At 70.9% G+C, this 24,276-nt stretch carries 27 protein-coding genes, 2 pseudogenes and 1 riboswitch; of the genes and pseudogenes, 6 read left to right on the forward strand and 23 right to left on the reverse strand.

Annotated elements, in window-relative coordinates; genetic code table 11:
- Positions 1–51 precede the first annotated feature (51 nt).
- Positions 52–1,308, forward strand: coding sequence for a sensor histidine kinase (locus ACYUED_RS42440; RefSeq protein ID WP_491294693.1), 1,257 nt, complete (start codon positions 52–54; stop codon positions 1,306–1,308).
- Positions 1,305–1,973, forward strand: coding sequence for a response regulator (locus tag ACYUED_RS42445; protein WP_491289723.1), 669 nt, complete (start codon positions 1,305–1,307; stop codon positions 1,971–1,973). Before ACYUED_RS42440 ends, ACYUED_RS42445 begins: the two co-directional genes overlap by 4 nt.
- Before the next feature lie 67 nt (positions 1,974–2,040).
- Here the strand turns inward: ACYUED_RS42445 and ACYUED_RS42450 are convergent, their stop codons facing one another.
- The 13 genes and pseudogenes from ACYUED_RS42450 to ACYUED_RS42510 all read right to left on the reverse strand — a co-directional run bounded on the left by ACYUED_RS42450 (position 2,041) and on the right by ACYUED_RS42510 (position 11,638).
- Positions 2,041–3,417: a sensor histidine kinase gene (locus tag ACYUED_RS42450; RefSeq protein WP_491289724.1), complete on the reverse strand. Its 1,377-nt coding sequence runs from the start codon at positions 3,415–3,417 to the stop codon at positions 2,041–2,043.
- Positions 3,414–4,076: a response regulator transcription factor gene (locus tag ACYUED_RS42455; RefSeq protein ID WP_491289725.1), complete on the reverse strand. Its 663-nt coding sequence runs from the start codon at positions 4,074–4,076 to the stop codon at positions 3,414–3,416. The genes ACYUED_RS42450 and ACYUED_RS42455 overlap by 4 nt, the downstream gene beginning before the upstream one ends.
- Positions 4,030–4,761: a phosphatase PAP2 family protein gene (locus tag ACYUED_RS42460; protein ID WP_491289726.1), complete on the reverse strand. Its 732-nt coding sequence runs from the start codon at positions 4,759–4,761 to the stop codon at positions 4,030–4,032. The genes ACYUED_RS42455 and ACYUED_RS42460 overlap by 47 nt, the downstream gene beginning before the upstream one ends.
- 26 nt (positions 4,762–4,787) lie before the next feature.
- Positions 4,788–5,219 carry a phosphatase PAP2 family protein gene (locus ACYUED_RS42465; RefSeq protein ID WP_491289727.1) on the reverse strand — a complete coding sequence of 144 codons (432 nt, stop codon included), beginning with the start codon at positions 5,217–5,219 and terminating at the stop codon, positions 4,788–4,790.
- Positions 5,216–5,884 (reverse strand): DedA family protein, encoded by a 669-nt coding sequence (locus ACYUED_RS42470; protein ID WP_491289728.1) that lies wholly within the window; start codon positions 5,882–5,884, stop codon positions 5,216–5,218. Before ACYUED_RS42470 ends, ACYUED_RS42465 begins: the two co-directional genes overlap by 4 nt.
- 143 nt (positions 5,885–6,027) lie before the next feature.
- On the reverse strand, positions 6,028–7,839 hold the full coding sequence (locus ACYUED_RS42475) for an MOSC domain-containing protein (protein ID WP_491289729.1): 1,812 nt from the start codon (positions 7,837–7,839) through the stop codon (positions 6,028–6,030).
- The gene (locus ACYUED_RS42480; RefSeq protein ID WP_491289730.1) at positions 7,836–8,174 is read right to left on the reverse strand and encodes a hypothetical protein; all 339 of its coding nucleotides are present in this window, start codon (positions 8,172–8,174) and stop codon (positions 7,836–7,838) included. The genes ACYUED_RS42475 and ACYUED_RS42480 overlap by 4 nt, the downstream gene beginning before the upstream one ends.
- Before the next feature lie 97 nt (positions 8,175–8,271).
- The gene (locus tag ACYUED_RS42485; protein ID WP_491289731.1) at positions 8,272–9,138 is read right to left on the reverse strand and encodes an alpha/beta fold hydrolase; all 867 of its coding nucleotides are present in this window, start codon (positions 9,136–9,138) and stop codon (positions 8,272–8,274) included.
- Positions 9,139–9,520: 382 nt separating this feature from the next.
- On the reverse strand, positions 9,521–10,228 hold the full coding sequence (locus ACYUED_RS42490; protein ID WP_491289732.1) for a DUF899 domain-containing protein: 708 nt from the start codon (positions 10,226–10,228) through the stop codon (positions 9,521–9,523).
- A 105-nt stretch (positions 10,229–10,333) separates the two neighbouring features.
- A complete protein-coding gene (locus ACYUED_RS42495) occupies positions 10,334–10,507 on the reverse strand; it encodes a hypothetical protein (RefSeq protein ID WP_491289733.1) in 174 nt (57 codons plus the stop codon).
- Between the two features lie 34 nt (positions 10,508–10,541).
- Positions 10,542–10,898 (reverse strand): PRC-barrel domain-containing protein, encoded by a 357-nt coding sequence (locus ACYUED_RS42500; RefSeq protein ID WP_491294694.1) that lies wholly within the window; start codon positions 10,896–10,898, stop codon positions 10,542–10,544.
- A gap of 87 nt (positions 10,899–10,985) precedes the next feature.
- Positions 10,986–11,156: pseudogene (locus tag ACYUED_RS42505) on the reverse strand (response regulator); the annotation flags it as partial.
- A gap of 11 nt (positions 11,157–11,167) precedes the next feature.
- Positions 11,168–11,638, reverse strand: coding sequence for a hypothetical protein (locus ACYUED_RS42510; RefSeq protein WP_491289734.1), 471 nt, complete (start codon positions 11,636–11,638; stop codon positions 11,168–11,170).
- Between the two features lie 180 nt (positions 11,639–11,818).
- Here ACYUED_RS42510 and ACYUED_RS42515 point away from each other — a divergent pair, with 180 nt between their 5' ends.
- Positions 11,819–12,025 (forward strand): hypothetical protein, encoded by a 207-nt coding sequence (locus ACYUED_RS42515; RefSeq protein WP_491289735.1) that lies wholly within the window; start codon positions 11,819–11,821, stop codon positions 12,023–12,025.
- Positions 12,026–12,153: 128 nt separating this feature from the next.
- Positions 12,154–12,320, forward strand: a pseudogene (locus ACYUED_RS42520) (HoxN/HupN/NixA family nickel/cobalt transporter); the annotation flags it as partial.
- A gap of 171 nt (positions 12,321–12,491) precedes the next feature.
- Here ACYUED_RS42520 and ACYUED_RS42525 read toward each other — a convergent pair.
- The 4 genes from ACYUED_RS42525 to ACYUED_RS42540 all read right to left on the reverse strand — a co-directional run bounded on the left by ACYUED_RS42525 (position 12,492) and on the right by ACYUED_RS42540 (position 18,256).
- Positions 12,492–13,118, reverse strand: coding sequence for a precorrin-8X methylmutase (locus ACYUED_RS42525; RefSeq protein WP_491289736.1), 627 nt, complete (start codon positions 13,116–13,118; stop codon positions 12,492–12,494).
- A gap of 169 nt (positions 13,119–13,287) precedes the next feature.
- Positions 13,288–14,271: a methylmalonyl Co-A mutase-associated GTPase MeaB gene (gene meaB, locus ACYUED_RS42530; protein WP_491289737.1), complete on the reverse strand. Its 984-nt coding sequence runs from the start codon at positions 14,269–14,271 to the stop codon at positions 13,288–13,290.
- Positions 14,268–16,442: a methylmalonyl-CoA mutase gene (gene scpA / locus ACYUED_RS42535; RefSeq protein WP_491289738.1), complete on the reverse strand. Its 2,175-nt coding sequence runs from the start codon at positions 16,440–16,442 to the stop codon at positions 14,268–14,270. The genes meaB and scpA overlap by 4 nt, the downstream gene beginning before the upstream one ends.
- Positions 16,442–18,256, reverse strand: a complete 1,815-nt coding sequence (locus tag ACYUED_RS42540; protein ID WP_491289739.1) for a methylmalonyl-CoA mutase family protein — start codon at positions 18,254–18,256, stop codon at positions 16,442–16,444. The genes scpA and ACYUED_RS42540 overlap by 1 nt, the downstream gene beginning before the upstream one ends.
- A 137-nt stretch (positions 18,257–18,393) precedes the next feature.
- Positions 18,394–18,555: riboswitch (cobalamin riboswitch) on the forward strand.
- Positions 18,556–18,590: 35 nt separating this feature from the next.
- Between ACYUED_RS42540 and ACYUED_RS42545 the strand changes: the two genes are divergently transcribed.
- Positions 18,591–18,812: a CbtB domain-containing protein gene (locus ACYUED_RS42545; RefSeq protein WP_491289740.1), complete on the forward strand. Its 222-nt coding sequence runs from the start codon at positions 18,591–18,593 to the stop codon at positions 18,810–18,812.
- 125 nt (positions 18,813–18,937) lie between these two features.
- On the opposite strand, the gene ACYUED_RS42550 is transcribed toward ACYUED_RS42545, so the two are convergent.
- The 6 genes from ACYUED_RS42550 to ACYUED_RS42575 form a co-directional block, all read right to left on the reverse strand.
- Positions 18,938–19,528 carry a histidine phosphatase family protein gene (locus tag ACYUED_RS42550; protein ID WP_491289741.1) on the reverse strand — a complete coding sequence of 197 codons (591 nt, stop codon included), beginning with the start codon at positions 19,526–19,528 and terminating at the stop codon, positions 18,938–18,940.
- An 82-nt stretch (positions 19,529–19,610) separates the two neighbouring features.
- Entirely contained in the window at positions 19,611–20,048 is a 438-nt protein-coding gene (locus tag ACYUED_RS42555) for a glutaredoxin domain-containing protein (protein ID WP_491289742.1), read from the reverse strand.
- A 101-nt stretch (positions 20,049–20,149) separates the two neighbouring features.
- The gene (locus tag ACYUED_RS42560; RefSeq protein ID WP_491289743.1) at positions 20,150–20,986 is read right to left on the reverse strand and encodes a class I SAM-dependent methyltransferase; all 837 of its coding nucleotides are present in this window, start codon (positions 20,984–20,986) and stop codon (positions 20,150–20,152) included.
- A 194-nt stretch (positions 20,987–21,180) separates the two neighbouring features.
- Positions 21,181–21,675, reverse strand: a complete 495-nt coding sequence (locus ACYUED_RS42565; protein WP_491289744.1) for a peptidylprolyl isomerase — start codon at positions 21,673–21,675, stop codon at positions 21,181–21,183.
- Between the two features lie 103 nt (positions 21,676–21,778).
- Positions 21,779–22,381, reverse strand: coding sequence for a DUF6624 domain-containing protein (locus tag ACYUED_RS42570; RefSeq protein ID WP_491289745.1), 603 nt, complete (start codon positions 22,379–22,381; stop codon positions 21,779–21,781).
- Complete coding sequence (locus ACYUED_RS42575) at positions 22,378–22,932, reverse strand: ATP-binding protein (protein WP_491289746.1); 555 nt, start codon at positions 22,930–22,932, stop codon at positions 22,378–22,380. The genes ACYUED_RS42570 and ACYUED_RS42575 overlap by 4 nt, the downstream gene beginning before the upstream one ends.
- Before the next feature lie 474 nt (positions 22,933–23,406).
- Here ACYUED_RS42575 and ACYUED_RS42580 point away from each other — a divergent pair, with 474 nt between their 5' ends.
- The gene (locus ACYUED_RS42580; RefSeq protein ID WP_491289747.1) at positions 23,407–24,273 is read left to right on the forward strand and encodes a Sco1979 family transcriptional regulator; all 867 of its coding nucleotides are present in this window, start codon (positions 23,407–23,409) and stop codon (positions 24,271–24,273) included.
- Positions 24,274–24,276 lie beyond the last annotated feature (3 nt).

The raw sequence follows: 24,276 nt of genomic DNA on the forward strand, positions 1-24,276 counted from the left end.
CACCATGGGCAGGTGACCACGTTGACGACCACCACCGAAGACGTCACTGGGATGGGACCGCTGGTCGCCCGGCTGGCCCGGGGCGGCCAGCGGCTGCGGCAGGCGGACCGGGCCCACCCCTGGGTGCTGGACACCGCGGTGGTGGCGCTGGTCTTCCTGATGTTCTGCCTGCCGGACCTGCTGCACGGGGGTGCCGGGGACGGCGACGGCCCACGCCGGTTCCGGCTCGCCGTCACCCGGCTGCCCCTGGCGGCCATGCTGGTTCTGCAGGCGGGCCTGGTGCTGCCGCTACTGTGGCGGCGGCGCCGGCCCATGGCCGCCTTCACCGCCGTCGCGGTCGTGTTCGTCGTGCAGTGGTCACTGGGCGCCGCGCTGCGTGCGGACGTCGCCCTGTTCATCGCCCTGTACAGCCTGGCCCTGCACGGGCATCCACGGCAGTTGCCGTACGCCTGTGGGGTGATGGCGGCGGGGATGGTTCTCGTCGCCGCGCGCATCTCGTCGGCCGTGTCCGTCTGGGACGCGCTGTTCTTCCTGCTCAGCACGTCGATCGCGGCCCTGGCACTGGGTCTGATGGTGCGCATCCGGCGGGCCCAGCTCGCCGGGTTGCGGGAGCGGGCGGCGCGCCTTGAGACGGAACGCGACCAGCGCAGCAGACTCGCGGCCGCCACCGAACGCGCCCGGGTGGCTCGCGAGATGCACGACATCGTCGGCCACAACCTGTCCGTCATCATCACCCTCGCCGACGCCGGCGCGTACGCCACCGACGCCGCTCCCGAACGCGGCAAGGAAGCCCTGCACCTCATCGGCGACACCGGCCGGACGGCCCTGGGCGAGCTGCGACGCGTGCTCGGCGTGCTGCGGGAGGCGTCGGACGTTCCCGCCACGACGCCCGAGCTCAGCCCGCAGCCCGGCCTCGCGGACATCGAGGCGCTGTGCGACGGGGTGCGCACGGCCGGCCTGGAGATCGTCTACCGGACCGTCGGTGAGGTGGACGCCCTGGACCGGGGCATGCAGCTGACCGTCTACCGCATCGTCCAGGAAGCCCTCACCAACACCCTGAAGCACGCCGGAGCCGGGACACGGGTGACACTGTCGGTCATCGTCGAGGACGCCCGGCTGGTCATCCGGGTCCAGGACAACGGCCGGGCAGGACGCCCCGGACCATGCAACGAGGAAGGTCACGGCCTGGTGGGCATGCGAGAACGCGCGGCGCTCTACGGAGGCGACATCAGCGCCGGCCCCGCGACCGGCGGCGGCTGGACCGTGCAGGCCACCCTCGACCTGACACCCCAGGCAGGTGCCCGGTGACCACGGTGCTCGTCGTGGACGACCAGCCGCTGCAGCGCTACGGCTTCCGGGTGCTGCTCGACTCCATCCCCGAGACGGAGGTGGTCGGCGAGGCCGCGCACGGCGCCGAGGCCGTGCGCAAGACCGCCGAGCTGCGCCCCGACGTCGTCCTGATGGACGTACGGATGCCGGGCATGGACGGCATCGAGGCGACACGCCGGATCACCGCCGCCGGCGGCCGCTCCCGCGTCCTCGTACTGACCACCTTCGACGTCGACGAATACGTGCACGCCGCCCTGCGCGCCGGAGCCAGCGGCTTCCTCCTGAAGGACGCGCGCCCCGAGGAACTCCTCGCCGGTATCCGGGCGGTCGCCGCGGGCGATGCCGTCATCGCACCGGCGCTCACCCGCCGCATCCTGGACGAGTACGCCGAACACGTGCCCGCCGGCCGGAGCGACGCGAGCGAGGACCCGCGGCTGGCCTCGCTCACCGACCGCGAGCGGGAGATCCTCGTGGCCATCGGCAAGGGCTGGACCAACGGCGAGATCGCGGCCCGCTTCGTGGTGTCCGAGTCCACCGTGAAGACCCACGTCGGCCGGGTCCTTGCCAAGATCGGCGCCCGTGACCGCATCCAGGCCGTGATCTTCGCCTACGACTTCGGACTGGCCCGACCGGGCACCGGATGACCGGACGGCCCAGGCAGGCCCTTCGGCAGTCAGGACGCGTTCAGGTATCCGGTGGCACGGTCGGGCCTCACCCGGTCGGCAGGTCGACCCGGAAGCGTGCTCCGGGTGTGTGCCCGGGATCGTGCGACACCTCGCCGCCGACGGCACGGGCCAGGCGTCGCGCGAGCGGCAGTCCGAGGCCCGCGCCGGTGTGCCCGTCGTCGGGGGCGGCACGGCGGCCGGGCTGGAAGAGGTCGTCGACGAACGTCTCCGGTACACCGGGGCCGTCGTCGGCGACGTCGATGCGCACGCTGCCGGGCAACCGGCGTACCGACAGGGTCACCGTGGAGCGGGCGTAGCGGAGTGCGTTGGCCAGCAGCGGGCTGACGATGCGTTCGAGGAGAGCCGCTGGGACGCCCGCTTCCGGGTCCGGATCCGCCACCTCGATGACGCTCTTGACCTGTTCGCGTACGTCGAGGTTCTCGACAAGGCGGCGCAGGACGGGAACGACCGCAGTGGCGCCGGGCACCGTGGAGGCGTTGTACGCGCCGTCGCGTGCGTCGTTCAGCAGCGTGTCGCAGATGGTGCGCATGGACTGGGCGGAGTCGGCTATCACCTCGTGGGTGGCACGGGTCTCGTCGGCCGAGCGGGGCCGGGCACGCCACCAGTCGAGCTCGATGATGATCCGGGTGAGCGGGGTGCGCAGTTCGTGGGACAACTCGCCGGTCAGCTGCCGCTCATGGCGCAGCACGGTGCGGATGCGGTCCAGCAGCGCGTCCAACGAGTCGCCCAGGCCGGCGAGTTCGGCCGGATGGTGCGCGGCGCCGAAGCGTTCGTCGGAGCCGACGGCACTCCACTGGGTGGCCTGGTCGGTCATGGTGCGCACGGGGCGCAGCGCCCGTCCGACGGCCAGGCGGGTGAGCGCGTAGGTGCACGCGAGCATGACCGCGTCCAGGATCAGGGAACCCAGCAGCAGGGTGCCGGCCGAACTCCGGTACGGCGCCAGGTCCAGAGCCGTGACCACGGCGGCGTCGTGACGGCCGCCGACGAGATCCGAGCACAGGCGCACGGCGCGGGGGCTCTCGGCGTCTACGGTCGAGCAGCCTCGTCCGTGTCGTGCGGCGAGCCGGTCGGCGGCCAGGGTCATGGTGCTGTCGGCGGTGGTGGACGGCGGCTTCTCCAGCAGCCGCGTTCCGGCGTAGATCCACACGTTCGCGTCGAGGAGGCTGTCGTTGGCGGTCTCCAGGACCCGCACCCGGGGGCCGCCGGTGTCGATGGTGGTGGCGACGGCGGCCGCGCGGTTGCGCAGTTCGTCGTCTGCCTGGTGTTGCAGGTGCCGGTCCATCACGGTGTTGAACGCCACGGTCAGGACGGTCATCAGGAGCGCGGCGGTGGTGAGTGCGACGAGGGAGAGCCGGCCGCGCAGGGTGCGGGGAGCCAGGCGGCGCAGGAGCCGGCGGTTCATGACAGCCGGTGTCCGATGCCGCGCGCCGTCGTAAGGCTCAGGTCGCTGCCCACTTCGCGCAGTTTGCGGCGCAGCCGGCTCAGGTACTGGTCGAGGGTGTTGTCGCTGACCTGTGCGCCGTCCGGCCAGGCGGCCCTGACCAGGTCCCGGCGGCGCACCAGGACACCGCCCGCGGCCACGAGCGCGGCCAGCAGACGGAACTCGGTCGGGGACAGGTCGACCTGGGCCTCGCCCACCCGTGCGGTGTGCCGGGTCGCGTCGAGGACCAGATCCCGGGCCGTGACCACGGCCGGTGGCCCCGCGCGTTTGAGTGCGGCCCGCAGTCGCGCGACGAGTTCGGCGAGGTGGAACGGCTTGGGCAGATAGTCGTCGGCTCCGGCCGAGAACCCGGACAGCCGGTCCGTGAGGTGGTGGCGGGCCGTCAGGAAGATGATCGGGGCGGCGAACCCGCCCGCGCGCAGCGCCTGGCAGACGTCCCGGCCGTCCGCGTCGGGCAGGCCGACGTCCAGGACGACCGCGGCGACGTCGTCGGTGGCCAGCCGCAGGGCGGTCGCACCGTCGGCGGCGAGCACGGGCGCGAAGTCCTCGTCGGACAGGCCGCGGCGCAGTACGTCACGCAGGGCGTGATCGTCCTCCACGACCAGGATCTTGTGGTGCATGGTCCTCCGTCGGATCTTCGGCCGTGGGGGTGATGGCCGAGACGAACGATGCGGGCAGCCATCGGGCCGTCGCGCACAGGCACACTCCGAGCCACCCGGTGGCGAACAGCCAGCCACCGACGACGTCGGTGAACCAGTGCACGCCGAGATAGAAGCGGGACAGGCCCACCAGCAGGCCCCAGCACCCGATGACGACCCTGAGCGAGGTGGCGCCGCGTGGGGCGCGCAGCGAGACCGCGACGATCAGCAGGCCCGCGGTGAGGGCAGCCGTGGTGGTGTGCCCCGAGGGGAACGCCCAACCGCTCGCCTGCGCCGCCCAGTCGGCATGCGCCGGGCGCGGCCGGTGAACGGCGGTCATCACCCCGTAGCGCACCGCCTGCCCGGCCCCCAGACAGGCAAGGGCCAGTGCGGCGGCCCAGATGCGGTGCCGCACGGTTCGCCCCGCCGTCACCCCGGCCACCACGGCGAGGATGTAGGGGATGGCGCCACTGCCGGTATAGGTCACCCCTCGGGCCAGTGCCACGGCCACGTCCGGGCGATGGCCGAGCGACCAGACCAGGAAGCCGTAGTCCGTCCACAGCGGCGCACCGCCCCGGCCGGCCACCACCGCGGTGAGGATGCCGAACGCCACCCAGGCGCCGAGCCCGACGGTGCCGGCCAGATCGGCTGCGTCCCGGCGGTTCATACGGCCGTCAGCTGCGCCGGGCCTGATCATGGTGCCGTGAGCTGCGTCGGGCCGGTTCTTGGGGCCGCCGGCAGCGGACGCGGACGGCTGGGCCGATCCGACGGACCACCGCCCACGGTCGGCGACCACCGCCGCGGCCTGAGCACGGACCCCAGCGCGACGAGTCCACCGACCGTCGGACCGGAGATGTGGTCGTGCGGAGCGTGTGCGCCGACCCACACCCCGGAGACCGCCCTCGCCGCAGCGGCCACGACCGCGATCAGCCCCAGCCGGGGCGAGACGCACAACAGGGCCAAGGCAGCTGCGGCGGCCGCAGTCGCCGCCGGGTTGCCGAGGAAGGACCAGTCGCCGGACGCCGGACACGCCTCCGGCTTCTGCACCCGAAGACTCCGGCGCGGCCGGTCCTCGCGCACCGAGGCGGAGCCGTCGATCGGCGACCCGCCGAACGCCATGATCACCTGCCGCCCCCTTCGGGCCTGGCGTCCCGGCGCGCCCGGAACACCTCGGCCAGCAGGGGGATCAGCGACAGGACGACGATCAGCGCCACCAGCGGCAGCAGGTAGCGATCCACGTTCGGGATCGACGAGCCCAGCGCGTAGCCGGCAAGGGTGAGGCCGACGCTCCACACGAGCCCGCCGACGACCTGCCACAGCGTGAACGTCCGCGCCGGCACCTCCAGCGCACCCGCCATCGGATTGAGCACCGTCCGCACCACCGGAACGAAACGGGCCAGCACGACGGCCTTCGCATAGCCGTACCGCTCCAAGAGTTCCTCGGCGCGTTTCGCACCCTCGTGCAGACGTCGCGAGCCGCTGCGGGCCAGCAACGTCCCGCCCGCCTTCCGGCCGAGCAGATATCCGCACTGCGCCCCGGCCAGCGCACCTGCCGCGGCCGCGACCAGCAACGGTCCGAGGGACAGGTGCACACCCCCTTCCGCCGAGCCCGTGCACAGCAGTCCCGCCGTGAACAACAGCGAGTCGCCCGGCAGGAAGAACCCGATCAGCAGTCCCGTCTCGGCGAACAGCACCACCCCGACGCCCAGCACGCCGAAGGCCGCGAGCAGGGAATGCGCGTCCAGCACGTTGACGGCCAGCTGCGACGCGGGGTGGATCGGTGTGGTCATGGACGGGAGCCCTCTCCGGCAGGCCTGCGGACATGCCAGGCGAACCTGTGACCGACTACAGTCGTGTAGACGTCATACGGAACTGTAGACGATCGAGGAGAGGCATCCGTTCCGGTTGCCGCGAAATCAGGGAATGCCTGCCCTTACATGTCGAGGACGATGTCGGTGTCGGGCCGGGCGCAGCAGATGAGCACCTGGCCGTCGTCGGGAAGCTCCAGCGGGCTGGGGGAGTAGGAGACCTCGCCGGACAACAGGGGTGTGACACACGTGTGGCAGACGCCGGTACGGCAGCTCCAGCGGGTGGGGACGTCGCAGGCGTCGGCGAGTTCCAGCACGCTGCCCCGGGAGGCGGGGAACGGCGTGGTGATGCCGCTGCGGGCGAAGGTCACCGACGGGCCGGTTGCGGGCGGGCCGGGCGGCTGGTGCGGCGGCTGTTCGTGCTGCGCCGTCAGGCCCGGGGTGATGGAGGGCTTCGCCCCGAACAACTCGGTATGGACGGCGGCGGAGTTGACCCCGGCCGCGGTGAGGGCGGCGCTGACGTCGGCCATGAACGATGCGGGTCCGCAGACATAGGCGGTCGCGTCGGCCGGGACGGCCAGGGCGATCAGCTTGTCCTTGGTGAGGCGTCCGGGGACGGCGCGGGCACGGCGGTACTCGTCGGGTGTGGCGGCGCTGTAGAACACGTGCTCACGGGCGCGCGGCAGCGAGGCGACCAGGGCGTGTGCCTCGGCGGCCAGCGGATGTTCCCGGGGGCTACGGGCCGTGTGGATCCACCAGACCTCGCGGTCGCTGCCACTGGCCGCGAGCTCGTGCAGCATGGCCAGTACCGGAGTGAGACCGATGCCGGCGGAGACGAGGAGAACCGGGCCGGTCCCTTCGTCGAGGGTGAATTCGCCGCGCGGTGCTGCCGCTTCGAGGACCGCGCCCGGCCGCAGCCGGGAGGTCAGATAGCCGCTCGCCGTGCCGTGGGGCTCCCGTTTGACGCTGATCCGGTAGCAGCCGTCGCCCTCGAGCCCCGAGGACAGTGAGTAGCTCCGCACAGGAGCGGGGTGGCCGGCCTCGGGGACCCGCACGGTCAGGTACTGCCCCGCCCGGGCGGCCGGGAGCGGGGTGCCGTCCGCGGCGGCCAGATGGATCGAGAAGACCGTTGTGCTCTCGGGGACGATCCCCGCCACCTGCAACGGCCGGAATCCCGGCCATGCGGGCTCACCGTGTGAAGGCGCCTGGCCGACGGTGCCGTTGATGCCGTCGTCGGGGCCGCTGGTTTCGGCGGCCTTGACCAAGTCGCGGAACGACTCCTGCCATCCCGGGCTCAGGGCGGGGATCCGGGTCGCCAGGCGCAGCTTGGCCGGGTCGCGGCCGGGGAGGTAGAGCAGCGCGTCGGTGTCGGCCACGGTCAACGCGCCGGGCCCGGTCCGGGTCCTGACGATCCGGTCGCCGGCCTCGATCCGTCCTTCGCGGACGACACGCATGTAGAAGCCGGGGCGATGGTGGCCGACCAGCAGAGCCGGCAGCTGGGGCTCTCCGAGGCGCAGGCCCACGCGGTAGCAGGTGACCCGTGGCTGGGTGACCTCGAACTCCGCCTCGCCGATGCGGTAGCGGTCGCCGATGCAGACCTCGTCGTCCGGCAGACCGTCGACGGTGAGGTTCTCCCCGAACTGGCCGTAGTCGAAGTCGTCGCGTCCGAAGTGCTGTTGCCAGTGCCGGTAGGACTGGATCTGGTACACCAGCACCGCCCGCTGCTCACCGCCGTGTCCCTGGGTGTCGCCCTGGCCGTCACCGTCGATGTTGAGGCGGCGGACCATGGCCGGGCCGGACACGGGGCGCTTCCACACGCCGGTGCGGACGGTTCTGCCCTGCCAGGACACGTTCTGGGGCAGGCCGACGTTGACCGCCAGCAGGCTCGGCGCGCCGGGTGTCCCCTCGGCGGCGAGGGCGGCTGCGAGGGGGATCACGGGTGCCTGCCGAGAGCGGCTTCGTCGAGTGTGAGGGCGCGGTCGACGCCGTGTGAGATCACGTTCTGCCCCGGTTCCAGGCGTAGTCGGGTGCCGTCGGGACACACTTCGACCTTGTCCGGTTCGAACGACGCCCTTCCGGAGATGCGCCCGACCTCACTCCCGTGCAGCAGTACGACGTCTTCGCTGTCGGCGATCCAGGTCCCGCCGTATCGGACCCGCATGCGACGGCGCAATGGCTCGGCGAACAGCATCCGTTCGGGCAGCGGGTCGGGAACCAGGAACCGGCCGACCGCTCCCGGTGCGAGCGGTCCTTGCCGCCAGGAAAGGCCCATGGTGTCGCTCCTTTCGCGTTCCGTCCGGGTGTACGACGGCCCGGGCGGGAGGGGGCTGCCAGGTCGGCCGCTCACGCCGCTCCGCTCCGTGCTCCGGTCATGACAGCGACCTGTCGAGGAAGCCGCGGATGGTGCGGGCGGCGGTGTCGAGGTGGCTTTCGAGCAGGAAGTGGCCGCCGTCGAGCAGGCTGATCTCGGCACCGGGGGAGTCGTCGGCGAAGGCGAGCGCACCCTCGGGGAGGAAGATCTCGTCGTTGCGGCCCCAGACGGCCAGCAGCGGGACCCGGCTGTCCCGCAGGTAGGCGTGCAGCTTCGGATACATCGGGAGGTTGTTGGCGTAGTCGGCGAACAGGGCCAGCTGCACCAGGTCGTTGCCGGGCCGGGAGACCAGGGCGAAGTCGTGGTACCAGTTGTCGGGGCTGACCAGGCTCTCGTCCGGCACGCCGTGCAGGTACTGCCAGCGGATGGCATCCAGGGTCAGTGCCTGGCCCACCGCCGCCTCGGTCTGCGGGGTGCGGTCCTGCCAGAACTCGCGTACCGGCTTCCAGAACTCCGGCGCGAGTCCCGCCTCGTATCCGTTCCCGTTCTGGGTGATGACCGCCGTGATCGCGGTCGGGTCCTTCAGCGCGAGCCGCCAGCCCACGGGTGCGCCGTAGTCCTGGACGTACACGGCGTAGCGGGTGACGCCGAGCTGCCCGATGAGGTCGGACGTCAGGTCCGCGAGGGCGTCGAAGGTGTAGTCGAACTCGTCCGCCGGCGGCGCGTCGGACAGGCCGAAGCCCAGGTGGTCCGGGGCGATCACGTGGTACCGGTCGGCCAGCAGCGGGATCAGGTTCCGGAACATGTACGAGCTGGTGGGGAAGCCGTGCAGCAGCAGCACGACCGGCGCCTCCTGCGGCCCCGCCTCCCGGTAGAACAGCCGCTGCCCGCGGACGGTCGCGTAACGGTGATGGATGGTCGTCATGTCAGCTCCGCTGGGTGTCGGGCCGGTCACCGCCGACCTCTAACTGTTGTCTGAGTCATAAGTGGTTACAACTGCAGCCAACCATCAAGCCTCTAACCTGTCAAATGAAAGTTAGCGGTTAGATTGATGGGGAGGGGGTGGGCTGCCGCCACCCGCCGGCCGGGTCCGCCGCTGTTCACGTCTCAGTTGCAGCCTGCGGCTGCCGGGGCGTGACCGCATCCGCCAGGGGCGGAGCCATCGGCGGCGGGACCCGTGGACGCAGTGCCCGCCCACGACCACCTGCTGACTGCCCCTACCGGAAGCCCGGATCGCGCAGATGGCCCGCGCCGGACTGTCCAACGCGGAGATCGCACCCGGTGGTGCCTCGGCGTGAGCCGGCCGCTCAGCCGGAGCCGACGTCAGCGCCCGGGCCCGAGCCGTAGAGCGCGGCGATGTCCTTGGACATCGCCCAGCGGCTGTACGTCGGCGACTGGGGCCAGCCCTCGGGTGAGTCCTGCCATTCCTCCTGGCGGCCGTACGGCAGGAGGTCGATCAGGGCGAAGCTGTGACCGAGCTGCTCCGTGCCCCGGCCGTCGGTGTGCCAGGTGCGATGGACGGTGTCGCCGTCGCGCAGGAACACGTTGACCGCGAAGCCGCCGTCGGGCGGTGCGCCCACGTCGGCCCCGAACGAGCTGTTGGCGGTCGAGTACCAGGTCATCCGGTTGCCCACGCGCTGCTTGTAGGCGAGTGCCTCTTCGATCGGGCCCTGGGTGACGATGACGAATCGCGCATCGTAGTTGTCCAGGAACTCCAGGCGGGTGTACTGCGAGGTGAACCCCGTGCAGCCCGGGCACTGCCATTCCTTGCCGGCGGACCACATGTGGTTGTAGACGATCAGTTGCCTCTTGCCCGCGAAGACGTCCGCCAGCCGAACCGGCCCCTCCTCGCCCTCAAGGGTGTAGTCCGGCATCTCGACCATCGGCAGGCGGCGGCGCTCGGCGGCGATGGCGTCGAGTTCACGGGTCGCGGCCTTCTCCCGGGCACGCAGCTCATCGAGCCGGGCCTTCCAAGTTGCGACGTCGACGACGGGTGGAAGTGCGTGGGTGGTCATGGTCCCCTCACAGAGTTCGTGCGCAGCTGTCGCTCGTGGAGAGGTGGACCCCGCGGGGCCCGGGAACTCATCGGTCGACACGACCTGTCGCATCGGTCGCCGTGGTCAGCGTGTGACGCGGTGCTTCCTTCCGCCGCGGCGGAAGCGCAGAGCGACGTAGGCGAGATCGGCGAGCAGAACGACGACGCCGACGACGAAGAGAAAGAACAGGCCGTGTGCGACGAATCCGATGATGCCCAGGACGAGGGCCACGAGAACGAGGAACAGAAAGAGACTCATCGGCTCTCCCGGCGGCTGCGGTGGCTGCGGTGGCTCAGCGGCGGGCGAGGCGGCGTTCGCCGCCGGCCCCTGGCACGTAGTCGATTTCGTAGTGCGCGAAGATTCCCGGTTCGTCGGTGGCCGGCAGCTCACCGTCCGTGTCGATCGCGGGTGCTTTCCTGGCCACGTCCTTGAGGTGCGTGATCTTGAGATAGCCCGGTCCGACGGTCGCGCCGGACAGCGGCACGAACACCAGACGGCGACGGGTGGGAAGACCCACCGTGACCGTCGCGAAGAAGGGCAGGTCGGTCGCGGTGTCCACGTACACCGCTTCCAGGACACCGATCTTGTGACCGTCGGGGTCGACCACGTCGTGGCCACGCCATTCACGGATGTCGTCCGCCTCGAACATCATGAACCTCCGCCATGAGGTGTACCCCCTCTCGCGTTCCTGATGTCCTCGAGCAGTGCCCGTCGACGACGTTCAGCGGCTCGCCCGCTACGGCCTCGGAGGCTTGACGGCGATGTCGAGGTAGAAACTGTCGATGCTGCGGACCGCCGCCTCGAACTCCTCCAGGTTGACCGGCTTGGTGACGTAGGCGTTGGCGTGGTGCCGGTAGGCGCCGGCGACGTCGTCCGGGGCGGCCGACGTGGTCAGGACGACGACCGGGAAACAGTCCTTCAGTATCGCAGCGCGGCGCCCACCGCGGCCTTCACCTCGCCCGACAGCTTGTGGGTGCTGCGGGCCGTCGCCTCACCGGACGTGCCTGCCGGGACGTCGGAGAGCGTGACCACCACCACGTCGAGGAGGTTGCCGCCGGCGTCGTCGAAGTTGACCTGGACGGTGAAGGACTTGGCGGAGGACGCGGTGTTGTCGGCACTCACGCGCACGGTCGTACGCCCGTCGCCGTCCGTCGTGGGCGTGCCCAGCTTCACCGAGCCCTTGGCGTCGACGCCGCCCTTCACCTCGTCCAGCTTCCGACCCGCCTCAGCGGTCGCGGACGCGAGTGCCTCGGAGGCGCGCGAGGCGAGCGACGTCGCGGCCGATGCGGCCTTGCTGACCGCGGAGGACGGACTGGTGTCGTCCGAGCAGCCGGTCAGACTCGCGGCGACGACCACCGCCAGCACCGCACCTGCCGTCCAGCGAGCCATGGCGTCTCCTTCGCACTCGGTCCCCCTCCCCGTCCCAGTGAAGTGCCTGTCGGTGGCGCCCGCATGCCGACGTCACCCGAACGGCAAGGGAGTGCCGTAAGCCCCCACCAGCCGCAATGCGCCCGTCCGGCCTGCCCTATCATCCGTCTCCAGGAGCCGCAGCGGTCGAGGGAGCGCGGGATGGTGGCAGTACGCATGGCAGTGGCGGTGCTGGTCACGTGGGCTGCGCTGATCGTGCTCCTGCTCGCGCCGTCGCCCCTGCCGGAGCACTGGCGCTACTACCTCTACTCCCCGGCGAGCGTGGGTCTGTGGATGCTGGCCATGCTCGTCGCGCCTGTCGCGGTCTGCTTCGCGAAATGGCCATGGATCAAGTCGGGCGGCAGCTGAAGCGCGTTTCGCCGTGCACGGTGAGCGCCCGAGCCACGGGGCCGGCGGACCGCCAGGTCAACGGAGCACGCCCGTCTCCCCGAACGCCAGGGGCAGGAAGCGTTCGGTGGCACCGCATCCGTACCTCCATGACCCGAGGGAATGGGCGGGCGTCGGCGGGATGGCCGCGTTCGTCCTGGCGCTGCACGTCATCGGCTGGTTCACGCTGGTCGTGATCGTCGCACCGGAGCACTACAGCCTGGGTACCAGGACGTTCGGGATCGGCATCGGCGTCACCGCGTACACGCTCGGGGTGTGGAAGGTCGGCCGGATCGAGGAGAGGTGGACGGCGGGTCTGGCACAGGGACCCACCCCCGCCGAACAGGGTGCCGAGTAGCCGCGCCGCCCACCTGCCAGGTGCGGCCGCGTGGGTCGGGGTGATGCAGAGCCGACACGATGCCGACGCCGACTCCCTGCGGCCTTGTGCTCACTCCACCTCGCTCGCGATCGCGTTGATGGCCGCGGCGGCGATGGCGCTGCCTCCGCGTCGGCCGCGAACGATCAGGTGCTCGAGGCCGGACGGATGCTCGGCGAGCGCGTCCTTCGATTCGGCGGCGCCCACGAAGCCGACCGGAACGCCGATGACGGCGGCCGGGCGGGGCGCTCCCTCCTCGATCAGCTCCAGGAGGCGGAACAGGGCGGTGGGCGCGTTGCCGATGGCGACCACCGCACCCTCCAGCCGGTTCAGCCACAGGTCCAGCGCGGCGGCACTGCGCGTCGTGCCCAGCTTCGCGGCCAACTCGGGGACGCCGGGGTCGGAGAGGGTGCACAGCACGTCGTTGTCGGCCGGCAGCCGCTTGCGGGTCACGCCGCTGGCCACCATCCTGACGTCGGTGAAGATCGGTGCGCCGGCGCGCAGGGCCTCGCGGGCGCGGGCCACCACGCCGGGCGTGCAGGACAGGTCCCGCACGAGGTCGACCATCCCGCAGGCGTGGATCATCCGGACCGCGACCTGGCTGACGTCGGCGGGCAGGCCCGCGAGGTCCGCCTCCGCGCGGATGGTGGCAAAGGACTGGCGGTAGATCGCCGCGCCGTCCTTCTCGTACTCGTACACCGTGCTTCCACTCTCTCTTACCGGTCATGCATGCGGGCCGCGGCCGGAGCGCGACGGCGACCATGGCCACCATCTCCCGACCCTCGGGCGCATGGCGGCGAGCATACCGACCGGCTCTCGACGGGCCGTGCCCCACCGGCCGTCGGCCGGGCCCCGGGTCCGGGTCCGGTCAATCCTCCGGTCCGCCGAACGCACCCAGGATGCGCTCGGCGGCGAGTGTCGCCGTCAACTTGCCGTCCCTGACCTGCTGTTCCAGGCTCGGCGCGAGAGCTCGCACGGCCGGGTCCGAGTGGAGGCGGCCGAGGAGTTCGTCGCGGACCATCGTCCAGGCCCAGTCGACCTGCTGGTCGCGGCGTTTGGCGGCGAGGCGGCCGGTGGAGTCGAGGAGGGTCCGGTGCTGTTCGAGCCTCTCCCAGACGGTGTCCAGGCCGGTCGATTCGCGGGCGCTGCAGTGCAGCACCGGCGGAGCCCAGAACGCGTCCTTGCCGTGCATCAGCCGCAGCGCGCCCGCCAACTCCCGTGCGGCGGCCTGTGCGTCGCGCTCGTGCGGACCGTCCGCCTTGTTGACGGCGATCACGTCGGCCAGCTCCAGGACGCCCTTCTTGATGCCCTGCAACTGGTCACCGGTGCGAGCCAGCGTCAGCAGCAGGAACGAGTCGACCATGTTCGCGACGGCGGTCTCCGACTGGCCGACGCCGACCGTCTCCACCAGCACCACGTCGTAACCCGCCGCCTCCATCACCACGATCGACTCACGGGTCGCCTTGGCGACCCCGCCGAGCGTGCCCGCGGTGGGGGAGGGCCGTACGAAGGCGGAAGGGTCGACGGCCAGGCGTTCCATGCGCGTCTTGTCGCCCAGGATCGAGCCGCCGGTACGGCTGGAGGACGGGTCCACGGCGAGCACGGCCACCCGGTGTCCGAGCGAGGTCAGCATCGTGCCGAACGCGTCGATGAACGTCGACTTGCCCACGCCCGGGACACCACTGACGCCGATCCGCCGGGCCCGGCCGCTGTGCGGGAGCAGCGCGGTCAGCAACTCCTGGGCCAGCACCCGGTGTTGGGGCCGGGTGGACTCGACGAGCGTGATGGCGCGCGCGATGAACGCCCGCTTCCCGACGAGGACTCCCTTCACATAGGCGTCGACATCGATCACAGGTCGTGCCCGAGACCGGTCGCGAGCCGCTGCACCAGGTCGTGGGCCGCGTCCGGAATCACCGTCCCGGGCGGGAACACGGCCGCCGCACCCATGTCCAGCAGCGTCGGCACGTCCTGCGGCGGGATCACCCCGCCCACCACGATCATGATGTCCTCGCGGCCCTCCTCGGCGAGCTGCTCGCGCAGTGCCGGAACGAGGGTGAGGTGACCGGCGGCCAGGGACGAGACGCCGACGATGTGCACGTCCGCCTCGACGGCCTGGCGGGCGACCTCGGCCGGGGTCTGGAACAGCGGGCCGACATCGACGTCGAAGCCGAGGTCGGCGAACGCGGTGGCGATCACCTTCTGGCCGCGGTCGTGGCCGTCCTGGCCCATCTTGGCGACCAGGATGCGGGGGCGTCGGCCCTCGGCCTCCTCGAAGGAGGACACGAGCGTGCGGGTGCGGTCCACGGACGGGGACTCGCCTGCTTCGTTGCGGTACACCCCGGAGATCGTACGGATCTGTCCCGCGTGCCGTCCGTACACCTTCTCCAGGGCGTCGGAGATCTCACCGACCGTGGCCTTCGCGCGGGCCGCGTTCACGGCCAGCTCCAGCAGGTTGCCCTCGCCGCCGGCGGCCCGGGTCAGGGCGTCGAGCGCGTCCTGGCACACCCGCTCGTCCCGCTCCGCCCGCAGCCGCCGCAACTTCTCGATCTGCTGGGTGCGTACGGAGGAGTTGTCGACCTTGAGTACGTCGATCGCCTCGTCGCTGTCGACGCGGTACTTGTTGACGCCGATGACCGGCTGGCGTCCGGAGTCGATCCGGGCCTGGGTGCGGGCCGCGGCCTCCTCGATGCGCAGCTTGGGGATGCCTGCGTCGATGGCCTTGGCCATGCCGCCCGCCGCCTCCACCTCCTGGATGTGCTGCCAGGCGCGCCGCGCGAGGTCGTACGTCAGCTTCTCGACGTAGGCGCTGCCGCCCCACGGGTCGATGACCCGGGTCGTGCCGGACTCCTGCTGGATCAGCAGCTGGGTGTTGCGAGCGATGCGCGCGGAGAAGTCGGTGGGCAGCGCCAGTGCCTCGTCGAGGGCGTTGGTGTGCAGCGACTGGGTGTGGCCCTGCGTCGCGGCCATCGCCTCGACGCAGGTACGGGTGACGTTGTTGAACACGTCCTGTGCGGTCAGCGACCAGCCGGAGGTCTGCGAATGGGTCCGCAGCGAGAGGGACTTGGCGCTCTGCGGGTCGAACTGCTTCACCAGCTTCGCCCACAGCAGCCGGGCCGCCCGCAGCTTGGCGATCTCCATGAAGAAGTTCATGCCGATCGCCCAGAAGAACGAGAGCCGGGGAGCGAACGCGTCGACGTCCAGGCCGGCCTCACGGCCCGCACGGATGTACTCCACGCCGTCCGCGAGCGTGTACGCCAGCTCCAAGTCGGCTGTCGCGCCCGCCTCTTGGATGTGATACCCGGAGATGGAGATGGAGTTGTAGCGGGGCATCCGCTGCGAGGTGAAGGCGAAGATGTCGGAGATGATCCGCATCGACGGCTTCGGCGGGTAGATGTAGGTGTTGCGGACCATGAACTCCTTGAGGATGTCGTTCTGGATGGTCCCGGCCAACTTCTCGGGCGCGACGCCCTGTTCCTCCGCCGCCACGATGTACAGCGCCAGCACCGGCAGCACGGCGCCGTTCATCGTCATCGACACGGTCATCTTGTCCAGCGGGATGCCGTCGAACAGCTGCCGCATGTCGTAGATGGAGTCGATGGCCACACCCGCCATGCCGACGTCGCCGGTCACGCGCGGGTGGTCGCTGTCGTAACCCCGGTGCGTGGGAAGGTCGAAGGCGATCGACAGGCCCTTCTGGCCGGCCGCGAGGTTGCGGCGGTAGAAGGCGTTGGACTCCTCGGCGGTGGAGAAGCCCGCGTACTGGCGGATCGTCCAGGGCTGGTTGACGTACATCGTCGGGTACGGGCCGCGCAGGTACGGCGCGACGCCCGGATACGTCTCCAGGAAGTCCAGGCCCTCCAGGTCACGGCCGGTGTAGAGCGGCTTGACCGCGATGCCCTCCGGCGTCTCCCAGACGGGCTCGGTCCCCTGCGTGGCGTTCTTCACGGCCGTACGCCACTCGTCGGCGCCGCCGTCGGTGGTCGGGGTCCCCAGCTCGATGCCGGTGAAGTCGGGGATTCCCATCAGGACACTCCCATGCGGTCGAGGGTGGCGGTGAGCACGGCGACGGCGTCGCAGCCCGCGAAGACGTAGGAGTCCACGTCGGTGTACTGCCCGGGCCGGCCGGCGATGAACACGTGCCGTGCGCCCGCCGCCCTGAGGGTCCCTGCGACGCCCTCGGCCTGTTCCTCGTACAGCGCGTCGCTGGAGCACAGGCAGACCTCGGTGGCGCCGCTGTCCTCGAACGTGCCCTCGGTGACGGGCTCGATACCGCCGGCCTGGAAGAGGTTCGCGGCGAAGGTCGTGCGCGCGGTGTGGGCGGCGGCGGGGCCGATGGCGGCCAGGAAGACACGCGGCCGGGATCCGGTCGCCGCCAGGTGGGCGTCGGAGCGGGCGCGCAGAGCCTCGTAGGCCTCGTCGCGCCGCACGCGCGGCAGGCCACCGGACGGCGACGGGAGCGCGGGGGCGCGCTCCACGGGCTTCTCGCCGAGGTGCGGGAACTCGCTGACGCCGGTGATGGGTTCGCGGCGCCTGGCGAGCTTCGCGCTGCGCGCCTCCCACGTGGCCGCCAGGTCCGCACCGAGGCGGCCCGAGCGCAGGGCGGCCGCCTGGCCGCCGAGTCCCTCGATGTGGCGGAAGAACTCCCAGCCCGCGTGGGCGAGTTCGTCGGTGAGCCGCTCCACGTACCAGGAGCCGCCCGCCGGGTCGATCACCCGGGACAGATGCGATTCCTCGACCAGGATCGTCGAGGTGTTGCGGGCGATGCGGCGCGCGAAGGCGTCCGGCAGACCGAGCGCGTGGTCGAAGGGCAGCACGGTGACGGCGTCGGCGCCGCCGACTCCGGCGGCCAGCGTGGCGATCGTCGCGCGCAGCATGTTCACCCACGGGTCGCGGCGCGTCATCATCACCGGCGAGGTCACCACGTGCTGCAGCTGCGCGCCGGCGCCCGGCGCCCCGCACACCTCGGCCACCCGCGCCCACAGCCGGCGCGCCGCCCGCAGCTTGGCGATGGTCAGGAACTGGTCGGCCGTCGCCGCGTAGCGGAACTCCAGCTGCGCGCAGGCCTGTTCGACGCTCAGTCCCGCCTCGGTCAGCTCACGCAGATAGGCGACACCACTCGCCAACGAGGAGCCCAGCTCCTGCGCCGCTGAACCGCCCGCCTCGTGGTACGGCAGCGCGTCCACGGTCAGGGCCCGCAGCCCCGGGTACTCCCCGGCACAGCGCAGGGCGAGGGAGGCCACCGGCGCGAAGTCCGACGCGCTGCCCGTGCGAGCCTCGTGCCCCAGCGGATCGGCGCCCAGACTGCCGCGCACCGCCTCCTTGGCGACGCCCCGCTCCTCGTAGATCCGCAGCAACTCCCGTGCGGCGGGCTCGACTTCGCTGCCCGCGTCGAGAACGGCGGGCGCCAGGTCGAGGTACACCCCGTCCAGGACCCGGCCGAGCGACGACACCGGGATGCCGCCTTCGCCCTCGCCCAGGACCAGCCAGAGCGAGGTGACGCCGTTCTCCAGGTCCGTGAGTGCCGCGCCGTTGTCGGCGACCGTGTGCCGCTGGCGTACGTCCCAGCCGCCGGCGGTGTTCCCCTCGGCGCGGCTCGCGCGCAGGAACGGCGCGAAGCCGGGGAAGCCGGGGTCGGGCGCGGCATCGAGCGCGGTGTAGAGGGGGCGGGTGCGCAGCCCGTCCTCCAGCGCGGTGGACAGGGCGTCTTCCGCCGCCGCGCCGGAGACTTCCTTGCCCGACTTGCGCAGGACGCCGGCCACCAGGCCGTGCCACTGTTCAAGGTTCGCGTCAGGGAACTCGGCGGCCAGCGTGAGCCCGTCGTCAGGCAGGACCGTCATGCTCGGATGCTAGGACAGATCGACAAAGGAGCAGCAGAGGGCACGGCTGTGACCTTGCCCTCCATCACCTTGTGACCCCGGTCTCCCACCCCCCTCCGGCGGGGTTCCGACGACCATCCCCAGGTCATGCGCCCTTGGCCATGTTCCCGTCAGACGGTACGGTCAAGGGGTTGTTGACGACGACAGAGCGGAAGCCGGTGAGAGTCCGGCACGGTCGCGCCACTGTGAACGAGACGACCCCCCTTGTGTGGGCGGAACGGCTCGCGAGTCAGACCCGCAGCTGTCGTCATGTGCACCACTGAGATGGGACGCGTACTCCCGAGGAGGTTCTGCCATGGCGCAGACCGTCGCCCAGCCAACACCCGCCACCCCTGTCGTACCCGCCAAGCTGCCGCTGACGGCGATAGCCCCCTGGGCGGTCTTCTTCGGCGTCCTGATGCTGGTCCTGCTCTATTTCGTCGGCGCCGAGCAGGGCGCCACCTCCGTCGTCTCCGGCGAAGGCGTGCACGAGTGGGTGCACGACGCGCGTCACCTCCTCGGCTTCCCCTGCCACTGACGAGGACACCGCACAATGTGGGCAGGCAACTCCCGTACCCCACTGAGTGATTGAACGACCCACCGCCGTGAGGGCCCCCGGACCACCGGGGGCCCTCACGCGTTTTCCCGGCACCCCTGTCCGCGTCAGTGTCCGCCCTCGGGCTCCCGTGCTACGAGCGTCTGCCCGAGTCGCAGGTTCCAGCGCCCGGAGCGTCCGCTGATCTCGGTCGCCGTCAGGGGAGGCACGTCGAGCCGCCAGAACGTGGCCTCATGCACCGCGAGGACCCCGACCACCGCGGCCCGCACGATTTCCGGCTCCACCACGGCGAGCGTCCGGCCGTCGGTCTGCGCGGTCGCCTTCAGCCACCGGCCCACGCGTTCGCAGAGGCCCTGCACGGTCTCCCCGCCGTGCGGCGCCGCGGCAGGGTCCGCCAGCCAGTGGGCCACCTGGTCAGGTTCTTCGGCACTGACCTCGCCGAGCGTCCGGCCCCGCCAGCGGCCCACGTCCATGCCGCCCAGCTCGGGCGCCTCCACGGCGGCGAGACCGAGGGCCGAGGCAGTCTCCCGGCAGCGCACCGTGGGGGAGACCAGGACCCGGTCGGCCGCGGACAGCGTGCCGGAGGCCGACCGGGCGCGAGCTGCGCCACCGGCGTCAAGCGGGCTGCCGTCGTCGAACCGGCCCTCTCGCACGGATCGGTTCATGGCGGGTGAGACGAAGGTGACGCGGCTGGTCACGCCGTAACTCCTGTTCTGCCTGTTCGGCTGCTGCGGGGCGACGGACCGCGGGACGACGGGGCGCCCGTAGGGACTCCGGTGATCACGCGGAGCGGGAGAGCTGTGCGCGTACCCACTCAGGATCGGGATTGGTGTGCGGCCGGCCCGCAACGACGACGGTCGGCACGGTCTCGTTGCCGTCGTTGGCCGCCCTCACCGCTGTCGCCCCGGCCGGATCCCGCCAGATGTCGACCCAGTGCAACTGGCGGGCGCTACGGCCCAACCTCAGGCGCAGGCGGATGCAGTACGTGCAGCCCGGCCGCCAGAAGACGACCGGCCGGCCGTCGACCGCGCTGCGGCGTTGTGCCTCCATCGCACCGACCGGCTTCGGGAAGAGCAGCGGTGAGTTGATACCTGCGAACAGCACGAACACGACCAGGAGCGCCGCGGCTGCGGCCGGTGCTCCCGCGACGAGCAGAGCTGCCGCAACGAAGGAGCCGCAGAGCACGAAGAGCATCGGGAGGATCCAAGCGCGCGTCATGAGGACCAAGGCTATCGACGAGCCGACGTCCGGCGAACGCCGGCCGATCGTCCGGACGGCCACCGTGTACATCACTTGAGGCGTCGTTCACCGCACCGCGTTCACGCGTGGCCCGAATCTGCCCGGAAGAGCGTGATGTTGAACAGGCCGCGCAGCAGCCGGTCGGCGAGCGGGAGGAAAGCCCAAAATCGCAGCGGGAGCCGAGTGCGCAGCGCGTGGGGCGGCCGGGTGACGGAGGTGACCTCGATCGCTCGCAGCCCGTACCTCTCCAGCGAGCGTGGGTCGTCGCAGGCCCACGACCAGCGGGCCTCCATGTTCTTCTTCACCGCCTGCTGGTGCTGCTTCTCCAGGAGGCTCCTGGGATACGTGTCGACGGCGACGAGCGCGTCCGGGAAGCGTCGCGCGATGCGCGTCAGCACCTGGGCGGCCTCCTCCTCGGGGAGGTAGACGAGCACGCCCTCGGCGACGAAGAAGTAGGGCCCGGGACCCTCCTCGACCGTGCGCAGCCAGTCCTCGTCCAGGACCGAGGCGGCGATCATCCGGCGGCGCCCGGTGTCCGTGAAGAACCTCCGGCGCAGTTCGATCGTGTCCGGCAGGTCGAGGTCGATCCAGTGCACGGTGCCGTTGTCGACTCGCTCGAACCGGGTGTTGAGCCCCGTGCCGATTTCGACGACCGTCCCCGCCGGGTGCTCGGACAGGAAGGCCCGCACCCACGTGTCGACGATCGCCGTACGCAGTACCGTGATCGCCGACCCCGGGCCGGGCCCGTACTTGTCACTCGCGTAGTCGATCGCGCCGATCATCTCGACGGCCTTCGGATCCCGCAGCAGCGGCCGCTTCCTGGCGGACTCCCGGGCCCGCGCGGCCAGTGGAATGAACAGCGTCTCCTGAACGGCGCCGAGCCGCACCCGGTGCTTGGGGCCGTTCGTGTCGCTCATGTCAGGCATGGTTCTCATTACACAGCACGGGCGTCGACCTGCGGAGAACCGCGAGAACCGCCCCTTTTGCCAGGTGGCTGTCCTGCTTGCGGGGCAACGGGAGGCCGCCGGGCAACGGAGCGGTGCGGGCAATGAAGCGGTCCGGGCGATGGGCGGTCTGGTCATCCGTGACGACCAGACCGCCACCACGGTCCCTAGGCGACGACGCCGCTGTCCTCGATGACGATCTTCTTGGCCGTGGAGCCCGAGCGGTTGCCGAGGGCCTCGACGGCCTTGACGACGTCCTCTCCCTCGACGACCTCGCCGAAGACGACGTGCTTGCCGTCCAGCCACGGGGTCACCACGGTGGTGACGAAGAACTGCGAGCCATTGGTGCCCGGACCCGCGTTGGCCATGCTGAGCAGGAACGGCCGGTCGTGCTTCAGCTGGAAGTTCTCGTCGGCGAAGGTCTCACCGTAGATGCTCTTGCCGCCGGTGCCGTTGCCGTTGGTGAAGTCACCGCCCTGCAGCATGAACTCCGGGATCACCCGGTGGAAGGGCGAACCCTTGTAACCGAAGCCGTGCTGACCGGTCGCCAGCTCACGGAAATTGCGCGCGGTCTTGGGCACGACGTCGTCGTACAGCTTGAAGACGATGCGACCGAGGTCCTCGCCATTGGCCGAAACCTTGAAAAACACGTTCTCACTCATGGCCACGATTCTGCACAACAGGCGCGGCCAGGTCGAACCGGGGCGGGCCAGGAGGTGTGACCGCCGGTCACGCTCGACCTGCCCGCATGCCCGGTCCGCGGTGTCAGCCCTGTATGCGCAGCGCCTGCAGTTGCTCCCCGAGCGGGCCCAGACCGACATCGTGGCGGCGCTCGTCGACACTCTGCGGATGGCGGATGGGGTAGGGGTGCAGCGTCGCCGGATTGATCCGCGTGCCGTAGTACTGCGGCTGGCCGAGGTCGACGGCGCACTGGTCGGCGATGTAGGCGAGGTGGATCGCCGGCGTACGTCCGTCCGCGGTGTCCTGGGCGATCAGATCGCGGCACCTGAGCCGGAAGCCGAGATCGGAGGCGTGCAGCAGGATCATCAGGGCCGCGGTCGACGCGGGCGAGCCGACCAGATCGGCGTTGGGCCAGCCGTAGCGGCGGACGATCGTCGCGAGTGCCTCGGCGTTGTCCTGGTGGCACCGGGCGATACGGCGTGTGCGCTCCGGCGTGGGTTCCGCCCCGCTCTGGCGCATCAACTCCCTGTCCCGGTCCGCCCTGCGCAACAACTCGGCGGCCAGCGCCGAGGCCGTCGCCGGAGACGCGGGCACCGCCGTGGTCGCCGTCGACCTGCCGCCGGAGTGACCGGAGTGACTGGAGACACCGTTTCCGCCGCCGTCCAGGCGGCCCGCCGTGCCCTTCACGGGGCCGCTCCCAGTCGTTTGATCGTGAACCACACCCTCTTCCCCGGGGTGCCCGGTTCGGGTGGCGCCGTGCCCCAGCCGTCGGTCAGCGCGCTCACGATGGCCAGTCCGCGTCCCGACTCGGCCGCCTCGTCCACCGCCCGCGGCCGCGGCAGCACAGGCGAGCGGTCGGCCACGACCACGCGCAGCGTGTGCTCGGTGCACTCGATGACGACCGCGACGGTGTCGCCGGGGCCACGGCTCGCGTGTCTGACGGCATTGGCGAAGAGTTCGCCGGTCGCCATGGCCGCGTTGTCGAGTTGCTCGGGATGCGGCAGTAGCTCGGCCAGACGTTCGGTGACCGTGCGCCGTACCGCGGCGGCCCAGGACGGATCGGCCGGAAAGGTGGAGCGGAGGAGTTCGTTCGCACTCGTAGGCACACCTGTCCCGGCGAGCTTCGCACCCGTCTTGGCGAGCAGGACGTGACCGGTCGGAAGGTCGGCGACCGTTCTGTCCCCGTCGTGTGCAGGCGAGGGCGACGGCGCGTGGCGCTGTGCCCTGGATGCCGTCATCGAACCTCCTTCGTACGCAGCCCGGTTGTGGGGTGGCTGCTTCAACGGGCAACCGCCGCGGCGACGATCCGACCGTGGGGTGTCGGGGTCGTCCGGTCGCAGGCGTGCAGGGGGGTGAGTCGGCGAGTGGGTCGGCAGGAAGAGAGCCGCGGCCGGCGTGGAGCGGCGCCGACGCATGACGGATGCCTTGTCACAGCTGGTGGCTGGGGCTTGGGCCTGCGCCTGGGCCTGCATGCGGTCCGGTTCGGCGGTGCGCGGAGCGACCAGAGAACGGGACATCAGTTCCCTTGGTGTCCAAAGAAGTTGGGCACCGCCCAAGCGCACTGTGCGACAGGTCACAGGATCACTATGGCCGCCAACAAACACAGCCCGCAACCTTCGTTCCGATAATTTCAGAACTATCGGCAACGTTCTGTCCGAGTCGTCGCAAGCGTGGCACACTGCACGCTGTGACGGCCGTTCAGGAGGTTGGACGTGAGCGATAACCGCTCGGGCGGCAGCGCGCCGACCGTCCTGCGGATCGTTCTCGGCAAGCGTCTGCGGACTCTGCGCGAGCAGGCCGGAGTGTCGTTCGAGGACGCGGCGCGGGTCATCGACGTGACCCCTCTGACGGTCCGCCGGATAGAGAAGGCCGAAGTAGGCCTGCGCATCCCGTACGTGCGGGAACTCCTGCACACCTACGGTGTCCCGGCGGCGGAGATCGACGACTTCCTGACCCTGGCCAGGGAGGCCAACCAGCCGGGGTGGTGGTACAAGTACCGCGACGTGCTGCCCGAGTGGTTCAAGGCCTACGTGAGCCTGGAGAGCGAAGCCAGTGTCATCCGCCTCTACGAACCCCACTACGTCCCCGGCCTGTTGCAGACGCACGACTACACCACCGCGCTCATGCACGTCGGCTTCCCCAACGAGTCGAAGGAGGAGATCAGCCGCCGGGTGTCCCTGCGCCTCAAGCGCCAGGACCTCCTCGCCAAGCCGGACGCCCCGACCGTCTGGGCCATCCTGGACGAGACGGTGCTGCGCCGGCCCGTCGGCGGGACCGAGGTGATGCGGGCACAGATCGACCAGCTGATCGAGACCCTGGCGATGCCCAAGGTCCGGATCCAGATCATGCCCGTGTCCGTGGGAGCCCACCCGGGCGCCTTCGGTCCCTTCCACCACTTCCGCTTCGGATTCTCCGAGCTGCCCGACGTCGTCTACGCCGAGAACCTCACCGGCGCCGTGTACGTCGACCGGCCGGAGGAGGTTGTCACCTATCTCGAAGTACTGGACCGGATGGCCGTTCAGGCGGAGCCGGTCGCACGAACCAGGGACATCCTGGCTGAACTGCGTAAGGAGCTGTGATCC

Source organism: Streptomyces sp. DF42, from assembly GCF_058267695.1.

What these genes read in the sequence shown, in the direction of transcription:
- ACYUED_RS42440 (WP_491294693.1), top strand. Translation starts at nt 52, where the DNA reads ATGGGACCGCTGGTCGCCCGGCTGGCCCGGGGCGGCCAGCGGCTGCGG.
- ACYUED_RS42450 (WP_491289724.1), bottom strand. Translation starts at nt 3,417, where the DNA reads ATGAACCGCCGGCTCCTGCGCCGCCTGGCTCCCCGCACCCTGCGCGGC.
- ACYUED_RS42455 (WP_491289725.1), bottom strand. Translation starts at nt 4,076, where the DNA reads ATGCACCACAAGATCCTGGTCGTGGAGGACGATCACGCCCTGCGTGAC.
- ACYUED_RS42460 (WP_491289726.1), bottom strand. Translation starts at nt 4,761, where the DNA reads ATGAACCGCCGGGACGCAGCCGATCTGGCCGGCACCGTCGGGCTCGGC.
- ACYUED_RS42470 (WP_491289728.1), bottom strand. Translation starts at nt 5,884, where the DNA reads ATGACCACACCGATCCACCCCGCGTCGCAGCTGGCCGTCAACGTGCTG.
- ACYUED_RS42480 (WP_491289730.1), bottom strand. Translation starts at nt 8,174, where the DNA reads ATGGGCCTTTCCTGGCGGCAAGGACCGCTCGCACCGGGAGCGGTCGGC.
- ACYUED_RS42485 (WP_491289731.1), bottom strand. Translation starts at nt 9,138, where the DNA reads ATGACGACCATCCATCACCGTTACGCGACCGTCCGCGGGCAGCGGCTG.
- ACYUED_RS42490 (WP_491289732.1), bottom strand. Translation starts at nt 10,228, where the DNA reads ATGACCACCCACGCACTTCCACCCGTCGTCGACGTCGCAACTTGGAAG.
- ACYUED_RS42495 (WP_491289733.1), bottom strand. Translation starts at nt 10,507, where the DNA reads ATGAGTCTCTTTCTGTTCCTCGTTCTCGTGGCCCTCGTCCTGGGCATC.
- ACYUED_RS42500 (WP_491294694.1), bottom strand. Translation starts at nt 10,898, where the DNA reads ATGTTCGAGGCGGACGACATCCGTGAATGGCGTGGCCACGACGTGGTC.
- ACYUED_RS42510 (WP_491289734.1), bottom strand. Translation starts at nt 11,638, where the DNA reads ATGGCTCGCTGGACGGCAGGTGCGGTGCTGGCGGTGGTCGTCGCCGCG.
- ACYUED_RS42515 (WP_491289735.1), top strand. Translation starts at nt 11,819, where the DNA reads ATGGTGGCAGTACGCATGGCAGTGGCGGTGCTGGTCACGTGGGCTGCG.
- scpA (WP_491289738.1), bottom strand. Translation starts at nt 16,442, where the DNA reads ATGGGAATCCCCGACTTCACCGGCATCGAGCTGGGGACCCCGACCACC.
- ACYUED_RS42540 (WP_491289739.1), bottom strand. Translation starts at nt 18,256, where the DNA reads ATGACGGTCCTGCCTGACGACGGGCTCACGCTGGCCGCCGAGTTCCCT.
- ACYUED_RS42545 (WP_491289740.1), top strand. Translation starts at nt 18,591, where the DNA reads ATGGCGCAGACCGTCGCCCAGCCAACACCCGCCACCCCTGTCGTACCC.
- ACYUED_RS42555 (WP_491289742.1), bottom strand. Translation starts at nt 20,048, where the DNA reads ATGACGCGCGCTTGGATCCTCCCGATGCTCTTCGTGCTCTGCGGCTCC.
- ACYUED_RS42560 (WP_491289743.1), bottom strand. Translation starts at nt 20,986, where the DNA reads ATGAGCGACACGAACGGCCCCAAGCACCGGGTGCGGCTCGGCGCCGTT.
- ACYUED_RS42565 (WP_491289744.1), bottom strand. Translation starts at nt 21,675, where the DNA reads ATGAGTGAGAACGTGTTTTTCAAGGTTTCGGCCAATGGCGAGGACCTC.
- ACYUED_RS42575 (WP_491289746.1), bottom strand. Translation starts at nt 22,932, where the DNA reads ATGACGGCATCCAGGGCACAGCGCCACGCGCCGTCGCCCTCGCCTGCA.